This is a genomic window from Photorhabdus sp. RW14-46 (assembly GCF_963887965.1).
GTDB classification, from domain to species: Bacteria; Pseudomonadota; Gammaproteobacteria; order Enterobacterales; family Enterobacteriaceae; genus Photorhabdus; species Photorhabdus laumondii.
The window spans coordinates 139,958-163,163 of sequence record NZ_CAWPHH010000001.1 but is presented as its reverse complement, the minus strand read 5'-3'; the positions used below and the strand labels follow the sequence as shown (position 1 = coordinate 163,163).

At 47.7% G+C, this 23,206-nt stretch carries 15 protein-coding genes and 1 pseudogene; all 16 read left to right on the top strand.

Going from position 1 to position 23,206, the window contains the following annotated elements:
- The first annotated feature begins 257 nt into the window (after positions 1–257).
- The 16 genes and pseudogenes from AACQ38_RS00655 to AACQ38_RS00580 all read left to right on the top strand — a co-directional run bounded on the left by AACQ38_RS00655 (position 258) and on the right by AACQ38_RS00580 (position 23,054).
- Positions 258–698 carry a hypothetical protein gene (locus AACQ38_RS00655; protein WP_011148329.1) on the top strand — a complete coding sequence of 147 codons (441 nt, stop codon included), beginning with the start codon at positions 258–260 and terminating at the stop codon, positions 696–698.
- A 757-nt stretch (positions 699–1,455) separates the two neighbouring features.
- A pseudogene (locus AACQ38_RS00650) lies at positions 1,456–1,548 on the top strand (type VI secretion system contractile sheath small subunit); the annotation flags it as partial.
- Between the two features lie 44 nt (positions 1,549–1,592).
- Positions 1,593–3,125 carry a type VI secretion system contractile sheath large subunit gene (tssC, locus tag AACQ38_RS00645; protein WP_165577178.1) on the top strand — a complete coding sequence of 511 codons (1,533 nt, stop codon included), beginning with the start codon at positions 1,593–1,595 and terminating at the stop codon, positions 3,123–3,125.
- Between the two features lie 19 nt (positions 3,126–3,144).
- Entirely contained in the window at positions 3,145–4,503 is a 1,359-nt protein-coding gene (tssK, locus tag AACQ38_RS00640; protein WP_058589811.1) for a type VI secretion system baseplate subunit TssK, read from the top strand.
- A gap of 42 nt (positions 4,504–4,545) precedes the next feature.
- Complete coding sequence (tssL, locus tag AACQ38_RS00635; RefSeq protein ID WP_011148326.1) at positions 4,546–5,190, top strand: type VI secretion system protein TssL, short form; 645 nt, start codon at positions 4,546–4,548, stop codon at positions 5,188–5,190.
- Between the two features lie 16 nt (positions 5,191–5,206).
- Positions 5,207–6,883, top strand: a complete 1,677-nt coding sequence (locus tag AACQ38_RS00630; protein WP_165577177.1) for an OmpA family protein — start codon at positions 5,207–5,209, stop codon at positions 6,881–6,883.
- A 248-nt stretch (positions 6,884–7,131) separates the two neighbouring features.
- On the top strand, positions 7,132–9,813 hold the full coding sequence (gene tssH / locus AACQ38_RS00625) for a type VI secretion system ATPase TssH (RefSeq protein ID WP_165577176.1): 2,682 nt from the start codon (positions 7,132–7,134) through the stop codon (positions 9,811–9,813).
- Positions 9,810–12,308, top strand: coding sequence for a type VI secretion system Vgr family protein (locus AACQ38_RS00620; RefSeq protein ID WP_165577175.1), 2,499 nt, complete (start codon positions 9,810–9,812; stop codon positions 12,306–12,308). Before tssH ends, AACQ38_RS00620 begins: the two co-directional genes overlap by 4 nt.
- Before the next feature lie 20 nt (positions 12,309–12,328).
- Positions 12,329–14,545, top strand: a complete 2,217-nt coding sequence (locus AACQ38_RS00615) for a hypothetical protein (protein ID WP_207631747.1) — start codon at positions 12,329–12,331, stop codon at positions 14,543–14,545.
- Positions 14,542–15,486: a formylglycine-generating enzyme family protein gene (locus AACQ38_RS00610; RefSeq protein WP_165577174.1), complete on the top strand. Its 945-nt coding sequence runs from the start codon at positions 14,542–14,544 to the stop codon at positions 15,484–15,486. The genes AACQ38_RS00615 and AACQ38_RS00610 overlap by 4 nt, the downstream gene beginning before the upstream one ends.
- Complete coding sequence (locus AACQ38_RS00605; RefSeq protein ID WP_165577173.1) at positions 15,483–16,439, top strand: formylglycine-generating enzyme family protein; 957 nt, start codon at positions 15,483–15,485, stop codon at positions 16,437–16,439. Before AACQ38_RS00610 ends, AACQ38_RS00605 begins: the two co-directional genes overlap by 4 nt.
- Positions 16,436–17,389: a formylglycine-generating enzyme family protein gene (locus tag AACQ38_RS00600; protein WP_207631746.1), complete on the top strand. Its 954-nt coding sequence runs from the start codon at positions 16,436–16,438 to the stop codon at positions 17,387–17,389. The genes AACQ38_RS00605 and AACQ38_RS00600 overlap by 4 nt, the downstream gene beginning before the upstream one ends.
- Entirely contained in the window at positions 17,386–17,511 is a 126-nt protein-coding gene (locus AACQ38_RS00595; protein ID WP_278249214.1) for a hypothetical protein, read from the top strand. The genes AACQ38_RS00600 and AACQ38_RS00595 overlap by 4 nt, the downstream gene beginning before the upstream one ends.
- Positions 17,512–17,860: 349 nt before the next feature.
- The gene (locus AACQ38_RS00590) at positions 17,861–18,325 is read left to right on the top strand and encodes a cytochrome c oxidase assembly factor Coa1 family protein (RefSeq protein WP_113026793.1); all 465 of its coding nucleotides are present in this window, start codon (positions 17,861–17,863) and stop codon (positions 18,323–18,325) included.
- 194 nt (positions 18,326–18,519) lie between these two features.
- Positions 18,520–19,677, top strand: coding sequence for a hypothetical protein (locus AACQ38_RS00585; RefSeq protein WP_165577172.1), 1,158 nt, complete (start codon positions 18,520–18,522; stop codon positions 19,675–19,677).
- Positions 19,674–23,054 (top strand): ImcF-related family protein, encoded by a 3,381-nt coding sequence (locus AACQ38_RS00580; RefSeq protein ID WP_242685492.1) that lies wholly within the window; start codon positions 19,674–19,676, stop codon positions 23,052–23,054. The genes AACQ38_RS00585 and AACQ38_RS00580 overlap by 4 nt, the downstream gene beginning before the upstream one ends.
- Positions 23,055–23,206 lie beyond the last annotated feature (152 nt).

Here is a 23,206-nt window from a genome sequence, read left to right as displayed (position 1 = left end):
ATGTAGATATGTGAGCTAGCCTTAATGATAAAATATAGATTTTGCGCTATATTTTAATTTAAGGCTAATCATTGATATAAGAAAATAGGCGTGATTAATAAGGATTGAATGTTATTTTAAGTGTAATGTCACAGGAGGAAATTAATGTTGCAAGGATAATTTAGGTCAATGCTGGATGGCAGTGTGCGAAAGGATGAAGTTATTATAAATCCTATCATAATTATTATTTGACTTACTAATTGATATAGGTGAATAAAATGGAAAGAAAATTAAGTAACACTCGGAATAAACCAGCTATTAATATTATCGCGGGAGTAACAAATATTAAATCTATTTATAATAAAGTGCCGTGTAAAGTTGTCGTTGAACATGGATATGTTGCCAGAAAAAGATTCTCTGTGGATAAAATGTCTGAATGGCATGGCGATTTATGGGCTCCCTGGATAGGTGATAAATATGAACCTAATAAAGCCATTCATATCTATACCGAAAGGGGATTTAAATCTGAATTTGAATTTAATATTTGGATATTTCAGGATTATTGGAATCCACCGAATGAAAATGCGGTTAAGTATTCTATAAATAGGGAATTCACTTACGATAATGCATTAGAGATCCCTGGTAATAATCGAGGTGGAGGAAATAAGATACTGACGTTGAATTTTAATGATAATAATATTGATCTGGAAATGATATAGCGTTATGAGATATTGAATATATCGGATAATGTGCTGTACCAATAGACATTCGTTGAAATGAAAGCATTTCTCCGCGTGTTGTTCAGTATTTTTGATTTCTTTGTGGATAGTTTATATGGTTGACTATTAGGCAAGTTTTTATTTGAGCTGATAATGAAATTATTGAAATGCTGATACGCGTAGAAATCGTTTATCTCTTTAATACCTATCTTATTAAACTATTTCGCTTACCGTTTATTGTTATAAAGAACAAATCCACTTAATGAAGTGAGTTGTACTGCGTATAGGTGAATACGCGGGTTGATGGAGATATAATTAATAATCAATATCATTTGAGCAAAGAAGATAAAATAAAGTCGTGAAATAATAATAACAATTATCCGATATTTATTGAATATTTTTACTGTTTATTACAGATTGTTACAATTTGTAACAAATTAAGAATTAAAAATGGCAATAATTATAATTAGTTACGAAATATCATTAAGAATTTCCTGAATTTTATTTATTTTTATTTAATTATGTCTTGTTTAACTTATGTTGAAGTTGTACCTCTTATTATCTATATAAGATTAATTTTTCTTTGTTGGATGTTTTCTACGGTAATTCTTTCGTTAGCGTGAGTATAGTTTGAGGCTATTTTTTTGCATCGGTTGTGTTATTAAGCCATTCGTCAATTGAGATGCCATTATTCATTCCCTCATATTTGCTGTTTGTCTAATTATCGGATTAATAACTATCTGGCTTTCGTCCTGACTTTCGTCAGGAACTGGAGCGTATTCTTCAGGATGAAATGTTGAGCGATGAACTGCGAGCTGAATTGGCAGCACTGACGCCGCAAGAAGGGTAATTGTCACATTATTTTCACGAGATTTAAGTAGTAAAGGTATTTGAATGACTATACAAGAGCAGGCTACATCTTCTGTGGCGACGGCTAACCATCATACCGGTGGGGTTTACTCGTCTTTGTTTGAGAAAATTAATTTACGTCCGGTAGAACGATTAAGTGATATTGCATGTTTTCATGACAGTGATGGATTGGCTGGGGTGACGGAAGATGAACGGGTGACCGCGGCGGTTAGCGTTCTTCTCGATCTGCTGAAAGCCTCCGCGCAAAAAGTGGAACAGTTGGATAAAGCATTGCTGGATTTTGAGATCGGCAAATTGGATCGCAAAATCGGCCGCCAACTGGATGTGGTGATACATCAGCCGGGATTTCAGCAAATAGAATCTGCCTGGCGAGGTTTAAAATTTTTGGTTGATCGGACAGATCTCGGTCAGAACGTCAAAATTGAAGTGTTGGATGTGGCCAAGGATGATTTGCGGCAAGATTTTGACGATGCACCGGAAATTGTTCAGAGCGGTTTCTATCGTCACGCTTACATTCAGGAATATGACACACCGGGTAGCGAACCGATTGGCGCAGTGATTGCCGACTATGAATTTAGTGCCGGATCGCAGGATATTGCCTTATTGCGCAACGTAGCCAAAGTTGCGGCAGCGGCGCACATGCCATTTATTACTGCTGTCGCTCCAACTTTTTTTGGCAAAAAGAGCATGGATGAAGTGGTGGTGATGAAAGATATGGGTCACTATTTTGAACGCGCCGAATACACCCAGTGGAGATCTTTCCGCGATAGTGAAGATGCCCGTTATATTGGCCTCACCTTGCCAAGAGTGTTGGGACGTCTGCCATATGGCCCGAAGAGTGTGCCGGTGCGAACGTTTAATTATGTCGAAGAAGCAAGAGGGCCGGATAGCAGTAAATATTTGTGGACCAATGCCGCTTTTGCTTTTGCCGCCAATATGGTCAGGAGTTTTGTCAAAAATGGCTGGTGTGTGCAGATCCGTGGTCCGCAAGCCGGTGGTGCTATCACTGATTTGCCGATCCACCTCTACGATCTGAGTACCGGTTATCGGGCTAAGATCCCATCAGAAGTGCTGATCCCGGAAACCCGTGAATTTGAATTTGCCAATTTGGGTTTTATTCCGCTCTCTTACTATAAAAATTGCGATTATGCCTGCTTCTTTTCGGCTCACTCCACGCAGAAGCCCGCAGTGTATGACACCGGTGAAGCCACGGCCAACAGTCGCATCAATGCGCGTCTGCCCTACATCTTCCTGTTATCGCGCATTGCTCATTACTTAAAGCTGATCCAGCGGGAGAACATTGGCACCACTAAAGATCGGCGTCTGCTTGAAATTGAACTGAATAACTGGCTCAACACACTGGTAACGGAGATGAATGATCCGACTGACGACATGCAGGCATCTCATCCGCTGCGTGAAGCATATGTGGTAGTTGAGGATATTGATGACAATCCGGGATTCTTCCGAATCAAACTGTATGCGGTGCCGCATTTTCAGGTGGAAGGGATTGACGTCAATTTATCTCTGGTTTCTCAGATGCCGAAAGCGAAATCGTAATTATTTATTGGGAGTTATGATGAAAATTCTACGTCCTCTCTGGATTGAAGACGCTTTTTTAGCCCCTCAACAATTTCAGCAACAAGCGCGTTGGGAAGCATTGACCAACAACTGTATTGCGCATCTGGGGCTGATTCATCCCTGGGGAGTGCTTGATATTCGGTTTGATCAGGAGGCACTGCGCTTAAACCGCCTGAAAGTTCAGCACCTCAAAGCCCGTTTACCGGATGGGACGCTGATTGATACTGATCATGCTGACAATCTGCCTGCGGTCTGCGATTTACAGCAGGTGGTGTCGGCGGATATGCGTGCTGTTGAGGTATTACTGGCGCTACCGCTGGAGCACGCCAATGGTGGCAATTGCCGTCAGAGTAGTGAAAGTGTGGGGTCGGGACAACCGCCGCTACGTTATCAGCAGGAATGGGTTGAAATTCAGGATAGATATGGCAATGGACGTGAATCCATTGCGGTTGAACGCCATGCCATTTCCCTACGCTTTCAGCATGATCAGAATGAGGCTTATCTGACATGTCCGTTGGCGCGTCTGGTGCGTGACGGACAAAGCGGTTGGATGCTGGATGACCGTTTTGTTCCGCCATTGCTCTCTTTTGCTGCCCATCCGCCACTGCTAGAGCAGCTTGATCTGTTGCTGACTCAGCTACGTGCTAAGCGTACCCGCCTGATGGGAATGCGCCGTGAAAGTCATCAACGCATGGCAGACTTTGCTGTTGCGGATGTATCGCTGTTCTGGTTGTTGAATGCGCTTAACAGTTATGAACCGGTGTTGAATAATTTTAACGCTGCCCCTGCACTGCACCCGGAAATTATCTACCGTGAACTGGTGAAGTTAGCGGGGGCGTTACTGACGTTCTCTCTGGAGAGCGATCTCGATGCGATCCCTGATTATCAACACGACCAGTTAAGTGACGTTTTCCCGCCACTGATCCGGCTTATTAGTACATTACTTGAGGCGAGTCTGCCATCAAGAGTCATTTCGATTGAACTGGAAGTGGTGCGTGAAAATCAGTGGAGAGCATCACTTCATGATAGACGATTGTGCGAAGAGGCCGATTTCTATCTCTCAGTGCGATCGTCGATGCCAGCGCACCTGCTACAAACCCAGTTTCCGCAACTGTGCAAAGTCGGGGCACCTGATGATGTTGAGCGGCTGATTAACTTGTCACTGAGCGGCATTCCTTTACATCCGCTTAGCCATGTACCGGCGGCGATCCCGTTGCGGTTGGAAAACCAATATTTTGCTTTTGATCTAAATAATCCAGTCGCTAAAGCCATGTTGGAGGCGGGAAGTTGCGCCTTCTATGTGCCCGGTACCTTGTCGGGCGTTCAGTTAGAACTGTTTGCGGTGTTACGTTCGTAAATAACCCGTGACTAAAGTCGCGGGTTTCCTTGAGGAGGATCTATGAACAAAGAGATTTCAATTGATGACCTGATGCTCGACATTGGGATGCTAGTGATTGCGCTAAAAAGCGGTGATAAATCGATGTACGGTGAGGCGTTATATCAAAAAGGGGTTGAATTGATAGATGCGGCACGGCAGCAATTAAGTGCAAGTGGTATCAGCGAAGAGAACATGGCTCACATCATCTATGCCTTGTGTGCATTGCTGGATGAAACCGTACTCAGACGCCCTGAGCGGGATCATGGCTATGAAACTTGGTCGAAAACGCCGTTGCAGACACGATTTTGCAATAGCAACCATGCAGGAGAACGGCTGTTTGAACGTATACGTCACGTGCTGGATCAACCACAACCCTCTCTGTTGGTATTAGCGGGTTTCCAGCGCGTATTGGCATTGGGCTTTCAGGGCGGTGATTTGGAAAAGATTTCTCAGGAACGCCAGTCATTACTGGATGTCCTGACTGATCGTGCCGGGGTGATGGCGGTGCAGCCCCATCAGATGATACGCGTCAATGCAGACCGTCATCAGGGCCAATATTGGCGTGCACGCTCTCCGTGGTTTTGGGGATGCTTGGCGGTAGCCGGAATAACTTTGGTGTGGTGCGGTCTGCGTCTCTACCTTCAGCAATATTTGTCTGTTAGGTAAGGCTAAGGAGGACACATTGAGTTGCGTATTAAAACGAGCGTTGTGGCTTTTAGCGGGTGTTCTGGCGGCGCTGTTGTGTCTGTTTTTCTTCCCGTTAGGGAATGTGTCAGTTGCATTGTGGTTGGCTGTGATCTCGATGGTAGCGGTGATGGCTTGGTGGTGGGTGAGACGTACCACACTTGAAATATCCCATCAGGCCAGTGTTTACCGTTTGCTGGCGGTATTGCCCGCTGCTTCGTGGCACCAGCCTGTGGTGCTAACTTGCGGAGATAGCGTGGCAACCCTGTTTGCGGGAGAACTTGTACGCTTCACGCCACAGGGCTGTTTTATCTGTGTGCCGAAACAAAGTGAGATGAGTACGCTGGTAGAAGCGATTATTGCCGCCAGACCTGATTGGTGTAGGCAGATCAGCGTGTTATTAACACTCTTTCCTGAACAGCAATGGGATCACGCGGTGATGGCGGCAAAGATCAGGGAATTTCGCTATCAGGTTGATCGTGTTGCTCAACTGACCGCTTGTCATACACCGGTATTGATCGCCAGCTATCTTGATGGCGATATCAGCCCGTGGTTCGAGCTACAGGCAGATAGCGCGACAATGACGGTATGGGGAGAAAAACACGCCGCTGTTGGGATGAATATCTGGTTGACCGAAGGAGATGCACAGCAACGCGTTACACGTTTACAACAAACAATTGTGGCGGCGGCATGGCAACGCTGGATGGTAGAAAACATCTTGAACGAATGCCGATCCCAGGAGCTGGTCAGTCGGCCTTGTTACCCGATAGCAATGGCGCTGACGTTTTTGCCACAAACGCCACAGGCAGACAGCTTATGGACGAAATGGCTGGTCGATCGTACCACTTTACCCCGCATTAGCCACAGCATTGCTGAGGCGGTGAACGTATCGCCATTTCCCGATGCCATGTTACGCCTGTTGCCACATCATGTTGGTCATACACCGCACCGACGAGCGGTCATCTGGGGCATCGGCCTACTGAGCGGATTTGCCTGTCTGGCGTTGGCCTCCTGTGCCTGGAACAACTTGCGTCTGTTCCGCCAGATACGCAGTGATTTACAGCATTATCAGGTCGTTGGCGTGAAAGATAGTGGTGCAAAAGTTCAGGCTTACCATCAACTTAAGCGTGATGCGACGTTGCTGGAAAAATATCAACGTGATGGCGAACCGGTGCGTTTAGGGTTAGGGCTCTATTTAGGTGATCGCCTTTATACGCCACTGATGACTGTGATCAACCATGCGGTGTTACCGGTATCTTCGCCTCCTGTACTGAAGAGTGGCAAGCCGTTGCCACAGACATTGAACCTGAGCAGCATGTCACTGTTTGACGTTGGACAGTCACGTCTTAAGCCAGAAGCAGCCAAAGTGTTGGTGAACGCATTGATCGAGATTAAAGCTAAACCGGAGTGGATGGTGGTGATAACGGGTCATACTGATTCAACCGGTGATGCCGTAAAAAACCGCGAGCTATCACTAGCGCGGGCAAAAGCAGTACGAGATTGGATATTACAAACTAGTGATGTATCGCCGACTTGCTTTGTCGTAAAAGGTGAAGGAGCAACGCAGCCGATTGCCACCAATACAACCGCAGTGGGGCGTGCTGTTAATCGTAGGGTTGAAATCAGTCTGATGCCGCCGAGCGTGATCGCCTGCCAACGACCAGAAAATCACTAGGGCTGATGAGGACGTCAACACCATGCACTCTGATGTTTGGCATGAGCGCAATCAGACCTAACACGCTAACAGACTGCCATACGCGGGTATGGCAACTCTTTTAAACAACTCTTTTAATTCAGCGGATGAAGTGTTGGTTAAACATAGAACTGGCTGGGAAAACCTCGCCAGACAGATAAATTTTTACCTGAGAATGGGGGCATTTGTTGAATGCCGCCTAACCTCTCAATGACAACTGGGACTTTAATATGGATACCGTATGTACCGCACTATTGTGCCGCTTAAATTCTTATTGCGCACGGGCATTGGAAGCTGCTGCTGCATTTTGCCAGACACGGGCACATGCTGAAATCACGGTGGAACACTGGTTGCTCAAGCTGCTTGAGGGTGGTGAAGGCGATATTACGGTGATTGCTCGACGTTATGCGTGGGATATGGATGCGTTATGGCGGTCGTTGCTGACTACAATTAACCGTTTACCACATAGCATCAGCCAACGCCCGCGGTTATCAAGCGATCTGTGTAGTTTGTTACAGGTTGCTTGGTGTATTGCTTCTCTGGAAGAGGGTAACGAATCTATTCGCTCGGTGCATCTTTTGCAGGTGTTGCGCGGCCAACCGGCTTGGTTGCGTATTCATCATAGCTGGCCGTTACTCAACTTGAGTGTGACGCAACTACAATGTTTGCGCCCGTTGCTGGATCAACAATCGGATGAGCGCCCGGAGATACAGATAGCGGCGTGTCTGACGGCGGATGGATCAATCGCTGAAATTGCGGGTAGCGACCCAGATAAATATGCGCTTAATCCCCAACCATTATCATCGGCTTTGCAGAACGTATTGGACAAATTCACGCTGGATATCACAGCCAGAGCCGCTGAGGGTGGCATTGATCCGGTATTTGGTCGTGACCGCGAAATCCGCCAGATGATCGACATCCTATCGCGTCGGCGTAAAAACAACCCAATTCTGGTGGGGGAACCGGGGGTAGGGAAAACCGCGCTGGTGGAAGGATTGGCACTGCGTATTGTTGAGGGCAATGTTCCTGACAGCCTAAAAACCGTCAGCGTGCGGATGCTGGATCTCGGCTTGTTGCAGGCAGGCGCGGGGGTAAAAGGCGAATTTGAGCAGCGATTGAAAAACGTCATTGAAGCGGTGCAACAGTCACCTGCCCCCATTCTGCTATTTATTGATGAAGCGCACACACTGATTGGCACCGGTAATCAGGCAGGGGGCGCTGATGCGGCTAACTTGCTAAAACCTGCGCTGGCACGGGGAGAATTACGCACGATTGCCGCTACTACTTGGTCGGAATACAAACAGTATTTTGAGCGGGATGCGGCACTGGAGCGACGCTTCCAGACGATCAAAGTCGATGAACCGGATGATGAGACAGCTTGCCTGATGCTGCGTGGATTGAAAGCGCGTTACGCCCGTTATCACGGTGTACATATTCAGGAAGATGCGGTGAAAGCCGCTGTCACTTTATCTCGTCGTTACCTGACTGGCCGACAGCTTCCAGATAAAGCGGTAGACCTGTTGGATACCGCCAGTGCGCGAGTCAGGATGAGCCTGGATACGGTACCGGAGGCGTTGACGCAACTCCAGTCCCAATTGACCGCACTTGAGATAGAGCAACAGGCGATACTGGAAGATATTGCACTGGGGCAATGCCATCACTCAGACCGTTTGACACAAATTGAAATGCAACGTCATGAACTGTATCGGCAACAACAACAGCGGGATAAACAGTATCAACAGGAAAAACAGCTCACGCAACAGTTGCTCGATGCCCGGCAGGATATCAGTCGGCAGGGTGATATAGCCCGGTTGCAACAGCAACTGGCGACACGACAGCAAGGGCAGCCGTTACTCTCGTCGGATGTTGATGTGCGTTCTGTAGCAACGGTGATTGCTGATTGGACCGGTATTCCACTGAGTAGCTTGTTGAAAGACGAACAGACCGGTTTGTTGCATTTAGAACAGCATTTAGGGGAACGGGTTGTTGGTCAGGAGGCGGCGCTACGGGAAATCGCCCAACGTTTACGTGCTGCTAAAACAGGATTGACGCCGGAACAGGGGCCATTGGGCGTATTCCTGTTGGTTGGGCCGAGTGGCGTAGGGAAAACCGAAACCGCGCTGGCATTGGCGGATAACCTGTTTGGTGGAGCGCGTTCGCTAATCACTATCAACCTATCGGAATATCAGGAACCGCATACGGTATCTCAGCTTAAAGGTTCACCGCCCGGTTATGTCGGATATGGTCAGGGGGGGATCTTAACGGAAGCGGTACGTAAACGCCCGTATAGTGTGGTGCTGTTGGATGAAGTGGAAAAAGCCCATCGTGACGTCATTAACCTGTTCTATCAAGTATTTGATCGCGGCTTTATGCGCGACGGCGAAGGGCGCGAGATCGATTTTCGTCATACCGTAATCTTAATGACCTCTAATCTGGGCAGTGATCAACTGATGGCGTTATTGGCACAACAACCTGATGCCCCGAACGCCGTATTGCATGAGCTGTTACATCCGATGCTTCGTGATCACTTCCAGCCAGCTCTGTTGGCTCGCTTTCAGACCGTGATTTACCGCCCGTTACAGGCTGGTGCACTCAGACGCATTGTTGAAATCAAACTGGAACAAGTGACTCGGCGTCTTCATAGCCATTATGGCCTGACTTGCACGGTGGAAAGCAGCCTGTGCGACATCTTAGTGAATGCTTGTCTGTTGCCGGACAGTGGAGCACGCAATATCGACAGCCTGCTTAACCAGCAAATTTTACCGGTGTTATCACAGGCACTGCTGGAACGTCTGGCCCATCACAATAAACCTGCTGGCGTGACGTTGGGCTTCGACGAAGAAGAGGGTATCACCCTTGCTTTTACCGATGCTGAACCGGTCGCTTCATTGGATAGCGAGGAAAACCCATGATGGATAGAAAAATGCTGCGAGCCCGTCAGCTTAAGGCGAGTCAAGCTGTGCTGCCGGGCCATGCCCGCTACCGGCTTGAAGTCCGGCGCTGCCATGCTGAACTGGACGTATTCAGCTTCACCGGCGAAGAGCGCCTGTGCGCCCCTTATTGCTATACCATTGATTTCACCAGCCCGACCCGGGATATCGACCCGGCGGTGATGTTGAACAAATCCGCCACATTTATCTTGCAGGCACCGGAAAACCCGGAGCAGGTGCGTAAAGTACACGGCGTCATCACCCGTTTTAACCGGCTTACCACCTCGGCGGATGAAACGCGCTATCAGGTCTGTCTGGAGCCCTATCTGGCGTTACTGCGCCACACCCGGCGCTGTGGGATTTACCAGCACCAGTCAGTGCCGGAGATTGTGGAAAAGATCCTGCGTGAACGACACGAATTTCGCGGGCAGGATTTTCTGTTCACGCTGGTGCGGGATTACCCGAAGCGGGAACTGGTGGTGCAGTGGCAGGAGAGCGATCTGGACTTTATCCAGCGCATTCTGGCGGCCGTGGGGATCTGGTATTGCTTCGAGATGGACAGTCGTCTGGGGATTGAAGTGGTGCGGTTCGGGGATAACCAGCGCAACTATCAGTACGACGTGCGTTTACCGTTACGTGACCCGGCGGGCATGAATCACAACGATCGTGATTCGGTGTGGGATTTGCACGTGGAACATCAGGTGGTGACGCAGGGTGTGAAGGTGCGGGACTACAACTACCGGGAAGCAGGCAATGACCTGCAATATCAGGTGGCACGAGATCGGGATAGCACCGTGGTCGGTGAAGTATACCGCTATGGTGATAACTTTCTTGAAAAGGGAGAACAGATCCAACCGGTACCGGAAACCGCAGGATTTTATGCCCGTTTACATCACGAGCGCAACCTGTACCAGCAGCACCGGATCAGCGGCAAAAGTTCCTCCCCGATGCTGGTCCCCGGCTTAGTGCTGGAGCTCGACGGAGAGCGACTGGCAGGGGTAGGAAAAGCGGGGGTGTTGATTGTCGCCATGCACAGCAGCGCCCGGCGTGACAGCAACTATCTGGTCAGTTTTAGCGGCGTTCCGTACAGCGAAGTGTTGAGTTACCGACCGGCGCTGCGGGAACGGCCGGTGATTGCCGGCACGGTTCCGGCGCGGGTGACCAGCAACTGGTCGAACGGCACCTACAGCCATATCGACACCACGGGTCGTTACCGCGTCAAATTTGATTTTGACCTGGATGAGTGGCCGTTGGGGGGAGAAAGCCTGTGGGTACGTTTAGCCCGCCCGTATGCCGGTAAAACTCACGGTTTTCACTGGCCGTTGATCCAGGGGACCGAAGTGGCGATCGCGTTTGAGCAGGGGGATCCGGATCGGCCCTACATCGCCCATGCGTTGCATGATTCCCGGCATGAAGATCATGTGACTCTCTACAACTACAAACGCAACGTGCTGCGCACACCGGCCAACAACAAACTGCGCATGGACGACGAGCGCGGCAAAGAGCACATCAAACTGAGCACCGAATATGGCGGGAAAAGCCAGCTTAATTTGGGCCATCTGGTGGATGGACAGCGGCCCCATCCCAATAAGCGCGGCGAAGGGTTTGAGTTACGCACCGACGACTGGGGGACGATCCGGGCCGGGAAAGGGCTGTTTATCAGCGCCGATCAGCAGATTAAAGCCTCGGGCCAGCAATTAGATATGGCGACGGTGATAGAGCAGTTAGAAACGGCTTTGTCTATCGCAAAATCATTATCACAGGCGGCAGAAATCGGCCAGGGTAAACCGGGGGATTGTGCAGCACAGACTAACCTTAACCAGACGCTGGAAGGGTTGAAAAAGCCGGGAATATTGATGCATGCGCCACAAGGGATAGGGATTGTCAGCCCTGAATCGGTCAGAGTGGCATCGGGTAACCGCAGTGTTGGCGTGATAGCGGGGAAAAATGTCGATATCAGCGCGTTGAAAGACATTACGGCTATTGGTGGTGAATCGGTGAATCTGTTTGCGCAAAAATCCGGCATGCAATTATTTGCTCATCAGGGAAAGCTGGCGATACAGGCACAGGATGATGAACTGTCAGCACTGGCTAAAAAGGATATTGATATCACCAGCATAGAGGGAAAAATCACCCTCAGCGCTGATCGGGAAATCTTGCTGTCTAGTGGCGGTGGTTATATTCGGATTAAAGACGGCAATATCGAATTAGGTTGCCCTGGCAACATCCTGTTGAAAGCGGCCAATATACAAAAAATGGGTGCTAAAAATATTCATACACCAGCGCCGGTGCTGCCACGGGGATACAGCGGTTTTTTTACTTTAAAGGATCAGGACAGCGGGGAAATTTTACCTCACAGACGTTACCGCATTACCACCGGAGATGGGCAAGTGTTTGAAGGGATGAGTGATGAAAACGGTAGAACCGTTGAAATTCATACCGCCACGCCGGACAAACTGAATATTGAACATTTTTAACTGACTGAGAGGAGAACCGTATGACTGTATCGACCGGAAAAACCGGGGTAAAACCGCAAAACACCGATGTGTATATCAAAGCGGAGCCAGCAATATATTTCCACCCTGACAGTGAAACCTTGATTTTTGTGGATAAAGAAGATGTCCACGCCTTGGTGGAGGAGCATAACTTTCTGAGTCACTGTGTGGAACAGCGCATTGAGGCGGAACGGCAGTTAGACGCGCTGACGGAGCAGTGTACTCAGCAGACAATGGCACCTGCTTACGGGCAAGAAGTGCAGCTAAAAGCGGCTTATGACGAATTGAATGGGGCTTGTGAACGGTTACGCAATCAGCTAAGTACCTTAAGTCCACCAGAAAATTTGCCTAAAACGACGTTATTGGATGAAAACGCCAAAAAAAGCGCGATTGGTATCACGGAACTGATAGCGATGGATAAAGGCTATCAGGGTTACAAATACACCTACGTTCGGTCGGACAAAATCAAAAGCCACTGGCGGCGCTATAAGCTGAATGATCAGGATAAGAAAAGCGGGGGCAAAAGCTTTTTACGGGAAGTGCCGTATACGGATAAACAGGGCAACAACCGTACCCGAATGGAGATAGATGGCAAGAAGCTGGAATCGCAAATTAAAAAACTCAAACCTTCATTAACGGTGCTGGATGTGAAGTTGATTGATGATCACAGTGGTGTTTGGGGGAAATGGGCGCAAGACCTGAATAACAGTCTGAAAACATCGCCGTATGAAGGGGAACATATTGCGTTTGATTCACAATCCCAACTGATGCGCTGGTCTTATGGTGCGGGAGCCAAAGCTGCATTGAACCCGCTGGAAATCAGTAAGAATGGATTGAAGGGGCTGTTGGACGGATCGGGGAAGATTAATTTTTATGCCAATTTTGCGTTGGCGGAGTCGCGAACCAGAGCGACGCTCCATCTGCCGGACAGGACCGGCGTGAAACTGTGCTATCCGCGTAAGGATGGCAGCGAAGGTGTGTTGGGAATATGGCGGTTTGACCTGACGTTGACACTATCGGGCAGCGTGGGAGCCAGTTTGGGGATTGAGGTAGGAGTAAACCTGAAAGGTAATGTGGCGAAAGGAGTACCGGTACCGATGGCGCTGGATGGTAATGGTGTGCCGGGTCGTCGCAAGGTGGATATCTCCAAGTTGCTGGAGGGATCGAATAACGGGGAGGAACTAGGCATGTTTGTCGGGGCAGAGTGCGGAGCCAATGTCAGTGGCGGCCTGATGTGGAAAAACCCGGAGAAGAATCCAATGGAATTTCGGCCGCTGGCGAAAGTCAGTGTTGGTGTTACGGGACAGGTTGGTGTGGGTTTCAGTGGCATTGTGTCGTTTAGTTATCGGGATGGGCGTATTCGCGTCGTTGCCAAAGGTGGCCTGTGTTGGGGGGCTGGCGCTAAAGGGGCGGTCAGTTTTGATATTGATGGCGAGGCGATATGGGAAGAGTTTATGCCGTGCCTGGCCTATATGTTGCGCAATATGGATTATGTGAAGATGTTGGAGTTGATGGCTGAGGAGCATTATTACGCGTTTTGTATGATGCCGTTGTTGAAGTTGGGAGAGTACACATTGGTTAAGAGTATGGATGAGCTAGTTTCTGTTCTGAACCAGTCTTGGAAGGATAAGGAAAAACGGGTGGCATTGATGGAGAAGATTAATGATAGTCAAGGTGATGTGCTGAAATACGCGCCACCGGAAACTCGCGGGGCAATGATTGCCGCGCTAATTGAAACTAATTTCTGGGATGAAGTAGCGAGTCCAGCCAGTAACCGTGAGTTAAAGGGTGAGTTCATGACGGTATTCAGTGCGCGTAAACGGGCAATACTGGCGGTACTGAAATGGGTGCAATCAAAACGCGACTACGAAAAGGTGATGAAGAATTTGCATAAGGTGCCGGGTGGAGGAGGAGAAGATCACGATGGAGGAATAAGTGACTGGAAGGCGGGAGAGGAGAAAGTGGTTGCCTTTTTAGGTCAAGGTGAAGCACCACGAGTCTATGGGAGTAGTGATAAGTTTGTTCCCTTTGCGGCTAAAGTCATTATTGAACCTAGTCATTATGCAAAAAATTTGAAAGATATTTATAACTGGTTGCCTGCTAGTGCTGAGGTGGCGAAAAGCTTAAATGAACCGCTGAAACCGGTAAATGCAGAGTTGTTTAAAAGTATTACACAGGTGGTTATTGAGCAGCACCGTTATGTGAGGATGTTTAAATGATGAAAAGAAAACATTGTTATCCCTTAGTGGCTGGTTTGGTATTACTAACATTGGCGGGTTGTAAAGATAAAAAGAAAGTTCAGGCAGAGCAGCAGGCTTTGGTAAAAGAAGCGCTGGCGGAAATGGTGCCGGTGAAAGGTGGCAGTTTTATGATGGGGGATTTTGGTCGCCGGGTAGCAGAACACTTGCCTTATAGTTTTGATATGGATAATAGGTTGGAACATAAGGTAACGCTGGACAGTTTTAGTATTTCGAAATATCGAGTGACTTGGGGGCAGTTTAACCGCTATCTAGCTATTTTGGGGTTGCCAAAAACGGCAACATACAATTATCTGAAAGGAGCAACAGACGTTGCGTATTTCGTTCAGAGTACTGGGGATAACTATCCGGCTTCGGTGGGTTGGCAGGAGGCTAAAGACTTTTGCCAATGGATAGGCAAAATGAGTAGTCAGAGCGTAGATTTACCGACAGAAGCGCAGTGGGAGTATGCGGCACGCAGTCGTGGTCAGTTATTTATTTTTGCCAATAATAACAACATATATGAAGTGGGGAAAAATTTTGCGGGTGATATCCGTCCGGTGGGTTCTTTTCCGCCTAATCCGTTGGGGTTGTATGACATGATGGGTAATAGAAGAGACTGGATTAATGATTGGTATGCCGCAGATTATTACCAGCATTCACCTGAACATAACCCACAAGGTCCTGAAAAGGGAGACAAAAAGGTATTAAGAGGATCTATCGGAAGTACCGATCAGGAAAACTTGGTGATTAATCGTTATAGCTATCGTCCTAGTGAAGAGATTTATCTACCGGGTTTTGGTTTTCGTTGTGTAGTTAACTACCCTGAAACCAAGAATCCAACTTTGGATTTAACAGATTCACATGACGGAGAAAAGCCGACAGTGAACCAGCTTAATAAACAGGGAGTAGCAAAATCATGAAAAGCATACTCTGTTATCCCTTAGTAGTTGGCTTGGCATTACTAACACTGTCGGGCTGTAAAGACAAAAAGAAAATTCAGGCAGAACAGCAGGCTTTGGTAAAAGAAGCATTAGCGCAAATGGTGCCGGTGGAAGGTGGCAGTTTTATGATGGGAGATTTTGGTCGCCGGGTAGCAGAACATTTGCCTTATAGTTTTGATATGGATAATAGGCTAGAACATAAGGTAACGCTGGATAGTTTTAGTATCTCGAAATATCGGGTGACTTGGGAGCAGTTTAACCGTTATAGGGCAATTCTGGGGCTGCCGAAGAATGATTTCTATCAACACTTTAAAAAGTTTGGGAAAGAGTATAAGTCTTATCAAGTTCTACTGGGAGAAAAGTATCCAGCTTCGGTGTACTGGCAAGAGGCTAAGGGTTTTTGCCAGTGGTTGGGAAAAATCAGTAGTAAGGATGTGGATTTACCAACAGAAGCGCAATGGGAATATGCGGCTCGTAGTCGCGGTCAGCTATTTATTTTTGCCAACAATAATAATGTGTATGAACTGCATAAAAATTTTACAGGGGATATGCGTCCTGTCGGCTCTTATCCGCCAAATCCGCTAGGATTGTACGATATGATGGGTAATGGACAGGATTGGGTGAATGATTGGTATGCCGCAGATTATTATCGGTACTCACCAGAATATAATCCACGAGGGCCTGAAAAGGGAAATGAAAAAGTATTAAGAGGATCTGTTGGTGATAGTGACCAGGATAATTTGGTTATTAGTCGTGACAAAGTAGATTTAAATTACTTTGAAAAACATAAGAGCTACCCACCGGGCTACGGTTTTCGTTGTGTAGTTAACTACCCTGAAACCAAGCATTCAACTTTAGATTTAAAAGATTCTGATAATAGAGAAAAGCCGGCAATGAGTCAGTCTGATAAACAGGGAGTAGCGAAATCATGAAAAGCATACTTTGTTATCCCTTAGTGGCTGGTTTGGTATTACTAACATTGGCGGGTTGTAAAGATAAAAAGAAAATTCAGACAGAGCAGCAGGCGTTGGTGAAAGAAGCATTGGCGGAAATGGTGCCGGTGAAAGGGGGCAGTTTTATGATGGGGGATTTTGGCATGCGCGACGGTGACAACCTGTTTTACAACTCAGATATAGATAATAAATATGAACATAAAGTAACACTGAACAGTTTTAGCATTGCTAAATACAAGGTGACTTGGGGGCAATTTAATCGCTACCGAGAGATTTTGGATCTGCCGAAAACGGCAACGTATAACAAACTGAGACAAAATAGGATTTCTCAGTATTTTGTCGAGAGTACAGGTGATAACTATCCGGCTTCAGTAGACTGGCAGGATGCTAAAGATTATTGCCAGTGGCTGGGCAAAGTAAGCGGTAAGAGGGGAGATTTGCCGACAGAGGCGCAATGGGAGTATGCGGCACGCAGTCGAGGTCAATTATTTATCTTTGCTAGCAGTGATAACTATTACGATGAAGAAAAGGGGTTCTCTTCAAGTAATAGCTCGGTGGGATCTTTTCCACCGAATCCTCTGGGGTTGTACGACATGATGGGTAATGGCATTGACTGGATCAATGATTGGTATGCCGAAGACTATTATCAGCGTTCACCAGAACATAACCCACAAGGGCCTGAGCATGGTGATAAAAAGGTTGTGAGAGGCTATGTAGGGCTAGGATTTGGGGGGGTACTGAATAGCACAACGGTGGCAAGAAATAGTGTGTCATTAAAAAAATATAAAGTTAATTCTCCAGGCTATGGTTTCCGTTGTGTAGTTAACTACCCTGAAACCAAGCATTCAACTTTAGATTTAAAAGATTCACATGACGGAGAAAAGCCGACAGTGAACCAGCTTAATAAACAGGGGGTAGCAAAATCATGAAAAGCAGACTCGGATCTGAACTGGATAATGACGAGTATTCAGAAAGCGATTATCAACATTCACCGGAGTACAACAATAGCAAGGGTAAAAGGGAATTGAAAAAAGATACACTTTATCTGTGAGTTAAAATTTTCTCTGTGTGATGAATTTTTTTTGAACTAAAAACACGATTTTGAATCTAACTAGTTTTCTATGGTTGTAAGGAGAAGCCAATAACTGAATAGAATGATCCTTGAAAAGGAGAAAAACAGTTAAATAAACAAAACAGTAACGTCGCTATATGAGGAAAGGATAATGATAACCATTATGAAATGGCGATGGGTTTTGCTTTCACGATTAAAGAGGAAAATAAGCAATAGTTAAATGAGTTGTAAAAAACTGTAAATAGGGTTCGGCCCTATATCTGATGGAATAAGAAGTTCGAATGTAAGATAACGTGGCGTTTCGCCCTAATGAAAAGGTATTAAAGAGATGAAAGCAAAAAATGTAACGATAAAAAAAGAGTGGAGTTTATCGGATAACGAAGCAACAACGGGGATGCCCTCTCTTTCCGTAAAACGCAGTTGGGTGATACGTAAATGGAAATGGATGATGGTCTGTTTTATGCCTTTTTTCATCGCGGGTATATTTACGATTGTCATGGGCGCAATGAAATCCTCAGAGCCCTATAAAAAAGCTTTATCGCTGGCACAATCTAATCCTGCGGTGAAAAGTATTTTAGGCCAACCCATTGAAGCAGGTTGGTTTGTTTCTGGCAGTGTTAGCGAGAGTGAAGCGGGATTTGAAATTCCTATAAAAGGAAATCGGTCTGGTGGTACTGTGTATGTTGATGCAGATAAACATGCAGGACATTGGCAATATAAAAATATTACTGTTCAACCTGATGCCGGGGGGCAATTTATCGATTTACTGGCGGGCGGTAACTCCATGAAATAAAGATTATTTTCTTTGTATCGCATTATTGAAATTCTCTTGAACCGGTTTAATTTAATTGGAAGTTAATGATAATCATTCTTAAAAGAGAAAATCGAGAAACATAGAGTCAATGATATTTTATTCTGAATTATAAAATATCGTTTTCGCTATGTCATTGTCAGGTTATTACAAATGTTTTCTATAAAGGTAAAAGTATGAGCTGGAACAAACCCGTAATTGCAATCCAGCAGGAACCTATCTCTCCTGTATTATGGCATTGGCTGGTTTCAGGCATGCTTATTATTTGCATCGGTATGACTTGCTATGTGTTATGGTCTGGATACATCAGGCTGCAACAGTGGTGGATAATTTTTGGTGCGGTGGGCCTAATATGGCTGGCTGCATTTGGACTGAGGTTATATCTCTTTGGTTATCGGCTGGAGATATATCGTTTTTGGCATCAAGAACGACAACATATTGATAGAGAGTGGCAAAATTGGGCCAGTAGACATATGTCTGTGTTACACAGTGATGTGTTTTTACCGGAGAAAATAACAGCCGGAACTATCGTGCGGGAAGAGCCGAAAATTGCTGTTCAATATGGTGAGAAAAAAGTAATAGACTATTTTCCATGGTCAGAGAATAAATGGCGTGATTCAGTGCAGATATTATTAAACAGTGTTGAAAAGGCGATCTCTGATATCCCGCCGGACAGACAAATCTGCGCAACGGTTATCACTCATGGTTCTGTGCAAGAATATGAGAAATTAAAAATGACATTGCAAGAAAAGTGGCAATCGATTTTTCCTTCACGTAAGCCATTGTCTCAATTAAATCTGGTACCTTATTTGTCAGCAATGCAGATTGAACATTGGTTAAAAGATCCTGCTAGTGAAGTGCAATTGTTAATATTGCTGCAAATTGAAAACACCGGGAAATTTTCAGAAGGCTTAGGGGTATTGCTTATGGCAACCGATGATTTGACACAAAAATTTGAATTGACTGAGAAAGCCAGAATATATCGACCGATGGAAATTGACGCTGAAAATTTTGAACAACAATTTAAAACCTTTATTAATACCCAATTATCTGCGAAAGAAGCCATAGGTATGTTAGGGGATAATAACGATATGTATTCCTACGCTTCGCAAATTATGCCAGTAATTCAAGAGCAGAATGCGGCATTAAAACTGGAACGGATTAAAGATATTGAAAAGTTTATTGGTCTGGCTGGTTCGGGGGCTTATTGGTTGGCAACCGGGTTGGCTATTGATTTATCTCAATACCATTCAGGGAATTATTTAGTTTTAGCGAAAAATGATCGTAACTGGACAGTAAATACAGTTCAGGCATTGGAGGAAGAATCAAAATGATCGGTAATAGGTGGACCAAAATCGGTAACGCACTGCTATTTATCGTCGTTGCTGCTATATCAGCATTTTGTATCTGGTTTTACGGTGAAAAAATCGGATTGGATGCAAATGATAAAAAAATATTTGCTTGGGGATTATCTGTATTGATCTTTAGTGTACTGCGCCTTTTCCCGGTAATCGTTGGGATCTATCGGCAGGAATACCTCAGAAGGGAAATTGAGCAACAAGGTATGCGTCCGGCCAGAGAAGAACGGTTAAAAATTTATACATCTGCGGATGAAAATAGGGAGATGATCAATTTTCACCTCAGTCGACGTTATGGTCGCTTTTGGCGTAACAAAGTACGTATCTTACTGGTGATGGGCGAAGATCAAGAAGTAGATCAGATAGCTCCTGGCCTTGTTCAGCAGAAATGGCAAGAAGGCGAGCACCACCTGTTGCTGTGGGGCGGCGGTTTGCAGGTACAGCCGGATAAAGCGCAGTTACAGTCGTTGCGCCAATTGCGTCGCCGTCGCCCGCTGGATGGCGTGGTGTGGGTGATGACCGAAGAGCAACTCGGCCAGCGAACGCAGATAGAGACCGCGTTGCGCATGCTGGAGAAACAGGGACAACAGCTTGGCTGGCAGGCCCCGGTGTATGTGTGGAATGTGCGTCACAGCAACTGGGACCAGCGCGACCGGCCAACCCAGACCGTGGGCTGTTTTCTGTCAGAAGAGTGTACGCCTGAGATATTGGCGCAGAGCCTGCACAGCCTGATACCCACGCTGGCGAACCGGGGTATGGAACAGGCGATAGCGGAAAACCGTCACGATTTTCTGTTGCGACTGGCGCAGTCTTTGCGGGATAAGGGGGTAACACGTCTGGTCGGGCAGTTGACGCCGTTGTTAGAGCGGCCGCCGATAAGGTTGTCGGGCGTGACGTTCAGTTTACCGCTGCCGGTGCCGTCAGGCATGGTGGAGCATGGCTGGCTGGTGGATGCCAGCTGGAATGGGGTGCTGGAACAGGTGCGTGATAGCCGGGGACAGGCGGTGGGTTTTCCGTGGGAGAAAAGTGCGCAGTGGGGCGTGATAGCGCTGGCAGCGTTGTGGGGAATTGGCAGTGTGACCTCGTTTGGGGTTAACCGGCATCAGATAGCGGTCAGTCGTGAACGCCTCAGCGCGGCCGGTGACCGTCAGGGAGATGTATCAGCCCGTTTGCTGAGTCAGCATGGGCTGCAACGGGAGATTGACCGGTTGCAGTCTCAGTCAGCGCGTGGCACGCCCTGGTACAGCCGTTTCGGGTTCAATCAGAATGAAGCCTTGTTGAAAGCGATGTGGCCGGTGTATCAGCGCAACAATGCCGAACTGATACGTGATGCCGCTGCCCGGTTGCTCCATCAGCGCCTGACCGAACTGGTGAACCTGCCGGCGGGCAGTGCACAGCGTCATCAGCGTATCACACCGGCGTATAACCAGTTGAAAGTGTATCTGATGATGGCGCGGCCGGAGAAAGCGGATGCGGCGGTGATGAGCCGGGTATTGATGGCGGACTGGCCGCACCGTGCCGGGGTGACGGACGGTCTGTGGCAAAACAGCGGCGAGGCATTACTGACTTTTTATGCTGAGAATTTACCGCGCCACCCGGAGTGGAAAATCAGTGTGGATAATGAACTGGTCAGTGAAGTGCGTCAGATATTGCTCAATCAGCTCGGGCAGCGTCATGGGGAAACGATGCTGTACCAGAAAATGCTGCAACAGGTGGCCCACAGTTACCGGGATTTAACTCTGGCGCAGATGACCGGGGCTACGGAGGCGAGTCGCTTGTTTAGCAGCCGTCAGGTAGTGCCGGGGATGTTTACCCGTCAGGCGTGGGAAGGTCAGGTGCAAAAAGCGATAGCGCAGGTGGTGGCGTCCCGACAGGAAGAAATTGACTGGGTACTGCGTGACGGTCGTCAGCCAATATCGAAGGCGGCTTCACCGGCGGAGCTGAAAGCCCGGCTGACAGCGCGTTATTTTACCGACTTTGCCGGGGCATGGCTGAACTTCCTTAATAGCCTGCGCTGGCATAAAACCCATAACCTGTCCGACACCATCGACCAGTTAACCCTGATGGCGGATGTGCGCCAGTCCCCGTTGATTGCCCTGATGGACACACTGACTTATCAGGGAGAAACCGGACAACCGGGCACGGCGTTGGCGGATTCGCTGGTGAAATCGGCACAAAACCTGTTCCAGAAAAATAAACCATCAGTGATTGACCCGACCCGCCTTCCACCGGGGCCACTGGATAACGCGTTTGGCCCGTTATTGGCGCTGATGGGCAAAAGCACAGAGGAAAACGGGCTGACGGCGGACCCGTCACTGAGTCTGCAAACCTTCCTGACGCGGGTGACACGGGTGCGTCTGGCACTGCAACAACTGGCGAATACCGATGACCCCCCGGCGGTGATGGAAGCTCTGGCACAGAGTGTGTTTCAGGGGAAAAGCGTGGAACTGACGGACACGCGGACCTATGGCAGCCTGATAGCGGCGAGTCTGGGAGCGGAATGGAACGGGTTTGGTCAGGCGGTGTTTGTGCAACCGTTAACCGAGGCGTGGCAGACGGTGTTACAGCCGGCGGCGGCCAGTCTGAATGCGCAATGGCAGTCGGCGGTAGTGGCGGACTGGCAGACCGATTTTGACGGCCGTTATCCATTCGTGGCGGCGCAAAATGAGGTCTCTTTGCCGATGCTGGGGCAGTTTATTCGGGCCGACAGCGGGCGGATAGAGCAGTTTCTGCACAATCAGTTAGGCGGCGTGCTGCATAAAGAGGGCAAGTATTGGGTGGTGGATAAGGTGAACAGTCAGGGACTGCATGTTAACCCGGCCTTTTTAACCGCGATAAATCAACTGAGTCAGGTCGCGGATGTGCTGTTTGCTAACGGCAGCGAGGGAATACGGTTTGAATTGCGGGCGAAACCGGTGGGTGATGTGGCGGAAACGGACCTGACGATAGATAGTCAGCAGTTGCGTTACTTTAACCAGATGGAGCGCTGGCAGCGTTTACGCTGGCCGGGGGACGGGGATAATCCCGGGGTGGTGCTGACCTGGACCGGGGTGAATAGCGGTGCGCGGCTGTATGGCGACTATCCGGGGGCGTGGGGATTCATTCGCTGGCTGGAGGCGGCACAAGTGCAGATGGTGGATGAAAGCCGTTACCGGCTGAAATTTACCACGCCGGAGGGGTTAGCGCTGACCTGGATATTACGGACCGAAGTCGGGAAAGGGCCGCTGGTATTATTGAAACTACGGGGATTTACCCTGCCGAAAACGATTTTTGAGGAGAATACGGGAAATAACCTTGTTGAATCGGGGATAAATAACAATGACGACGAAGAAGAATATCGCCAGAATAGGTAACTGAATTCTGCTATTCATTCATTTTTGATATTTTATAAATATATCATCATGATATTCCTATTTATCTGTAATGCTTTATTCTGAGGCAGGATAATAGCTGACCTGAATCAGGGTGAGGCTATTATCGATGAGATTATTTTAAATAATGCAAT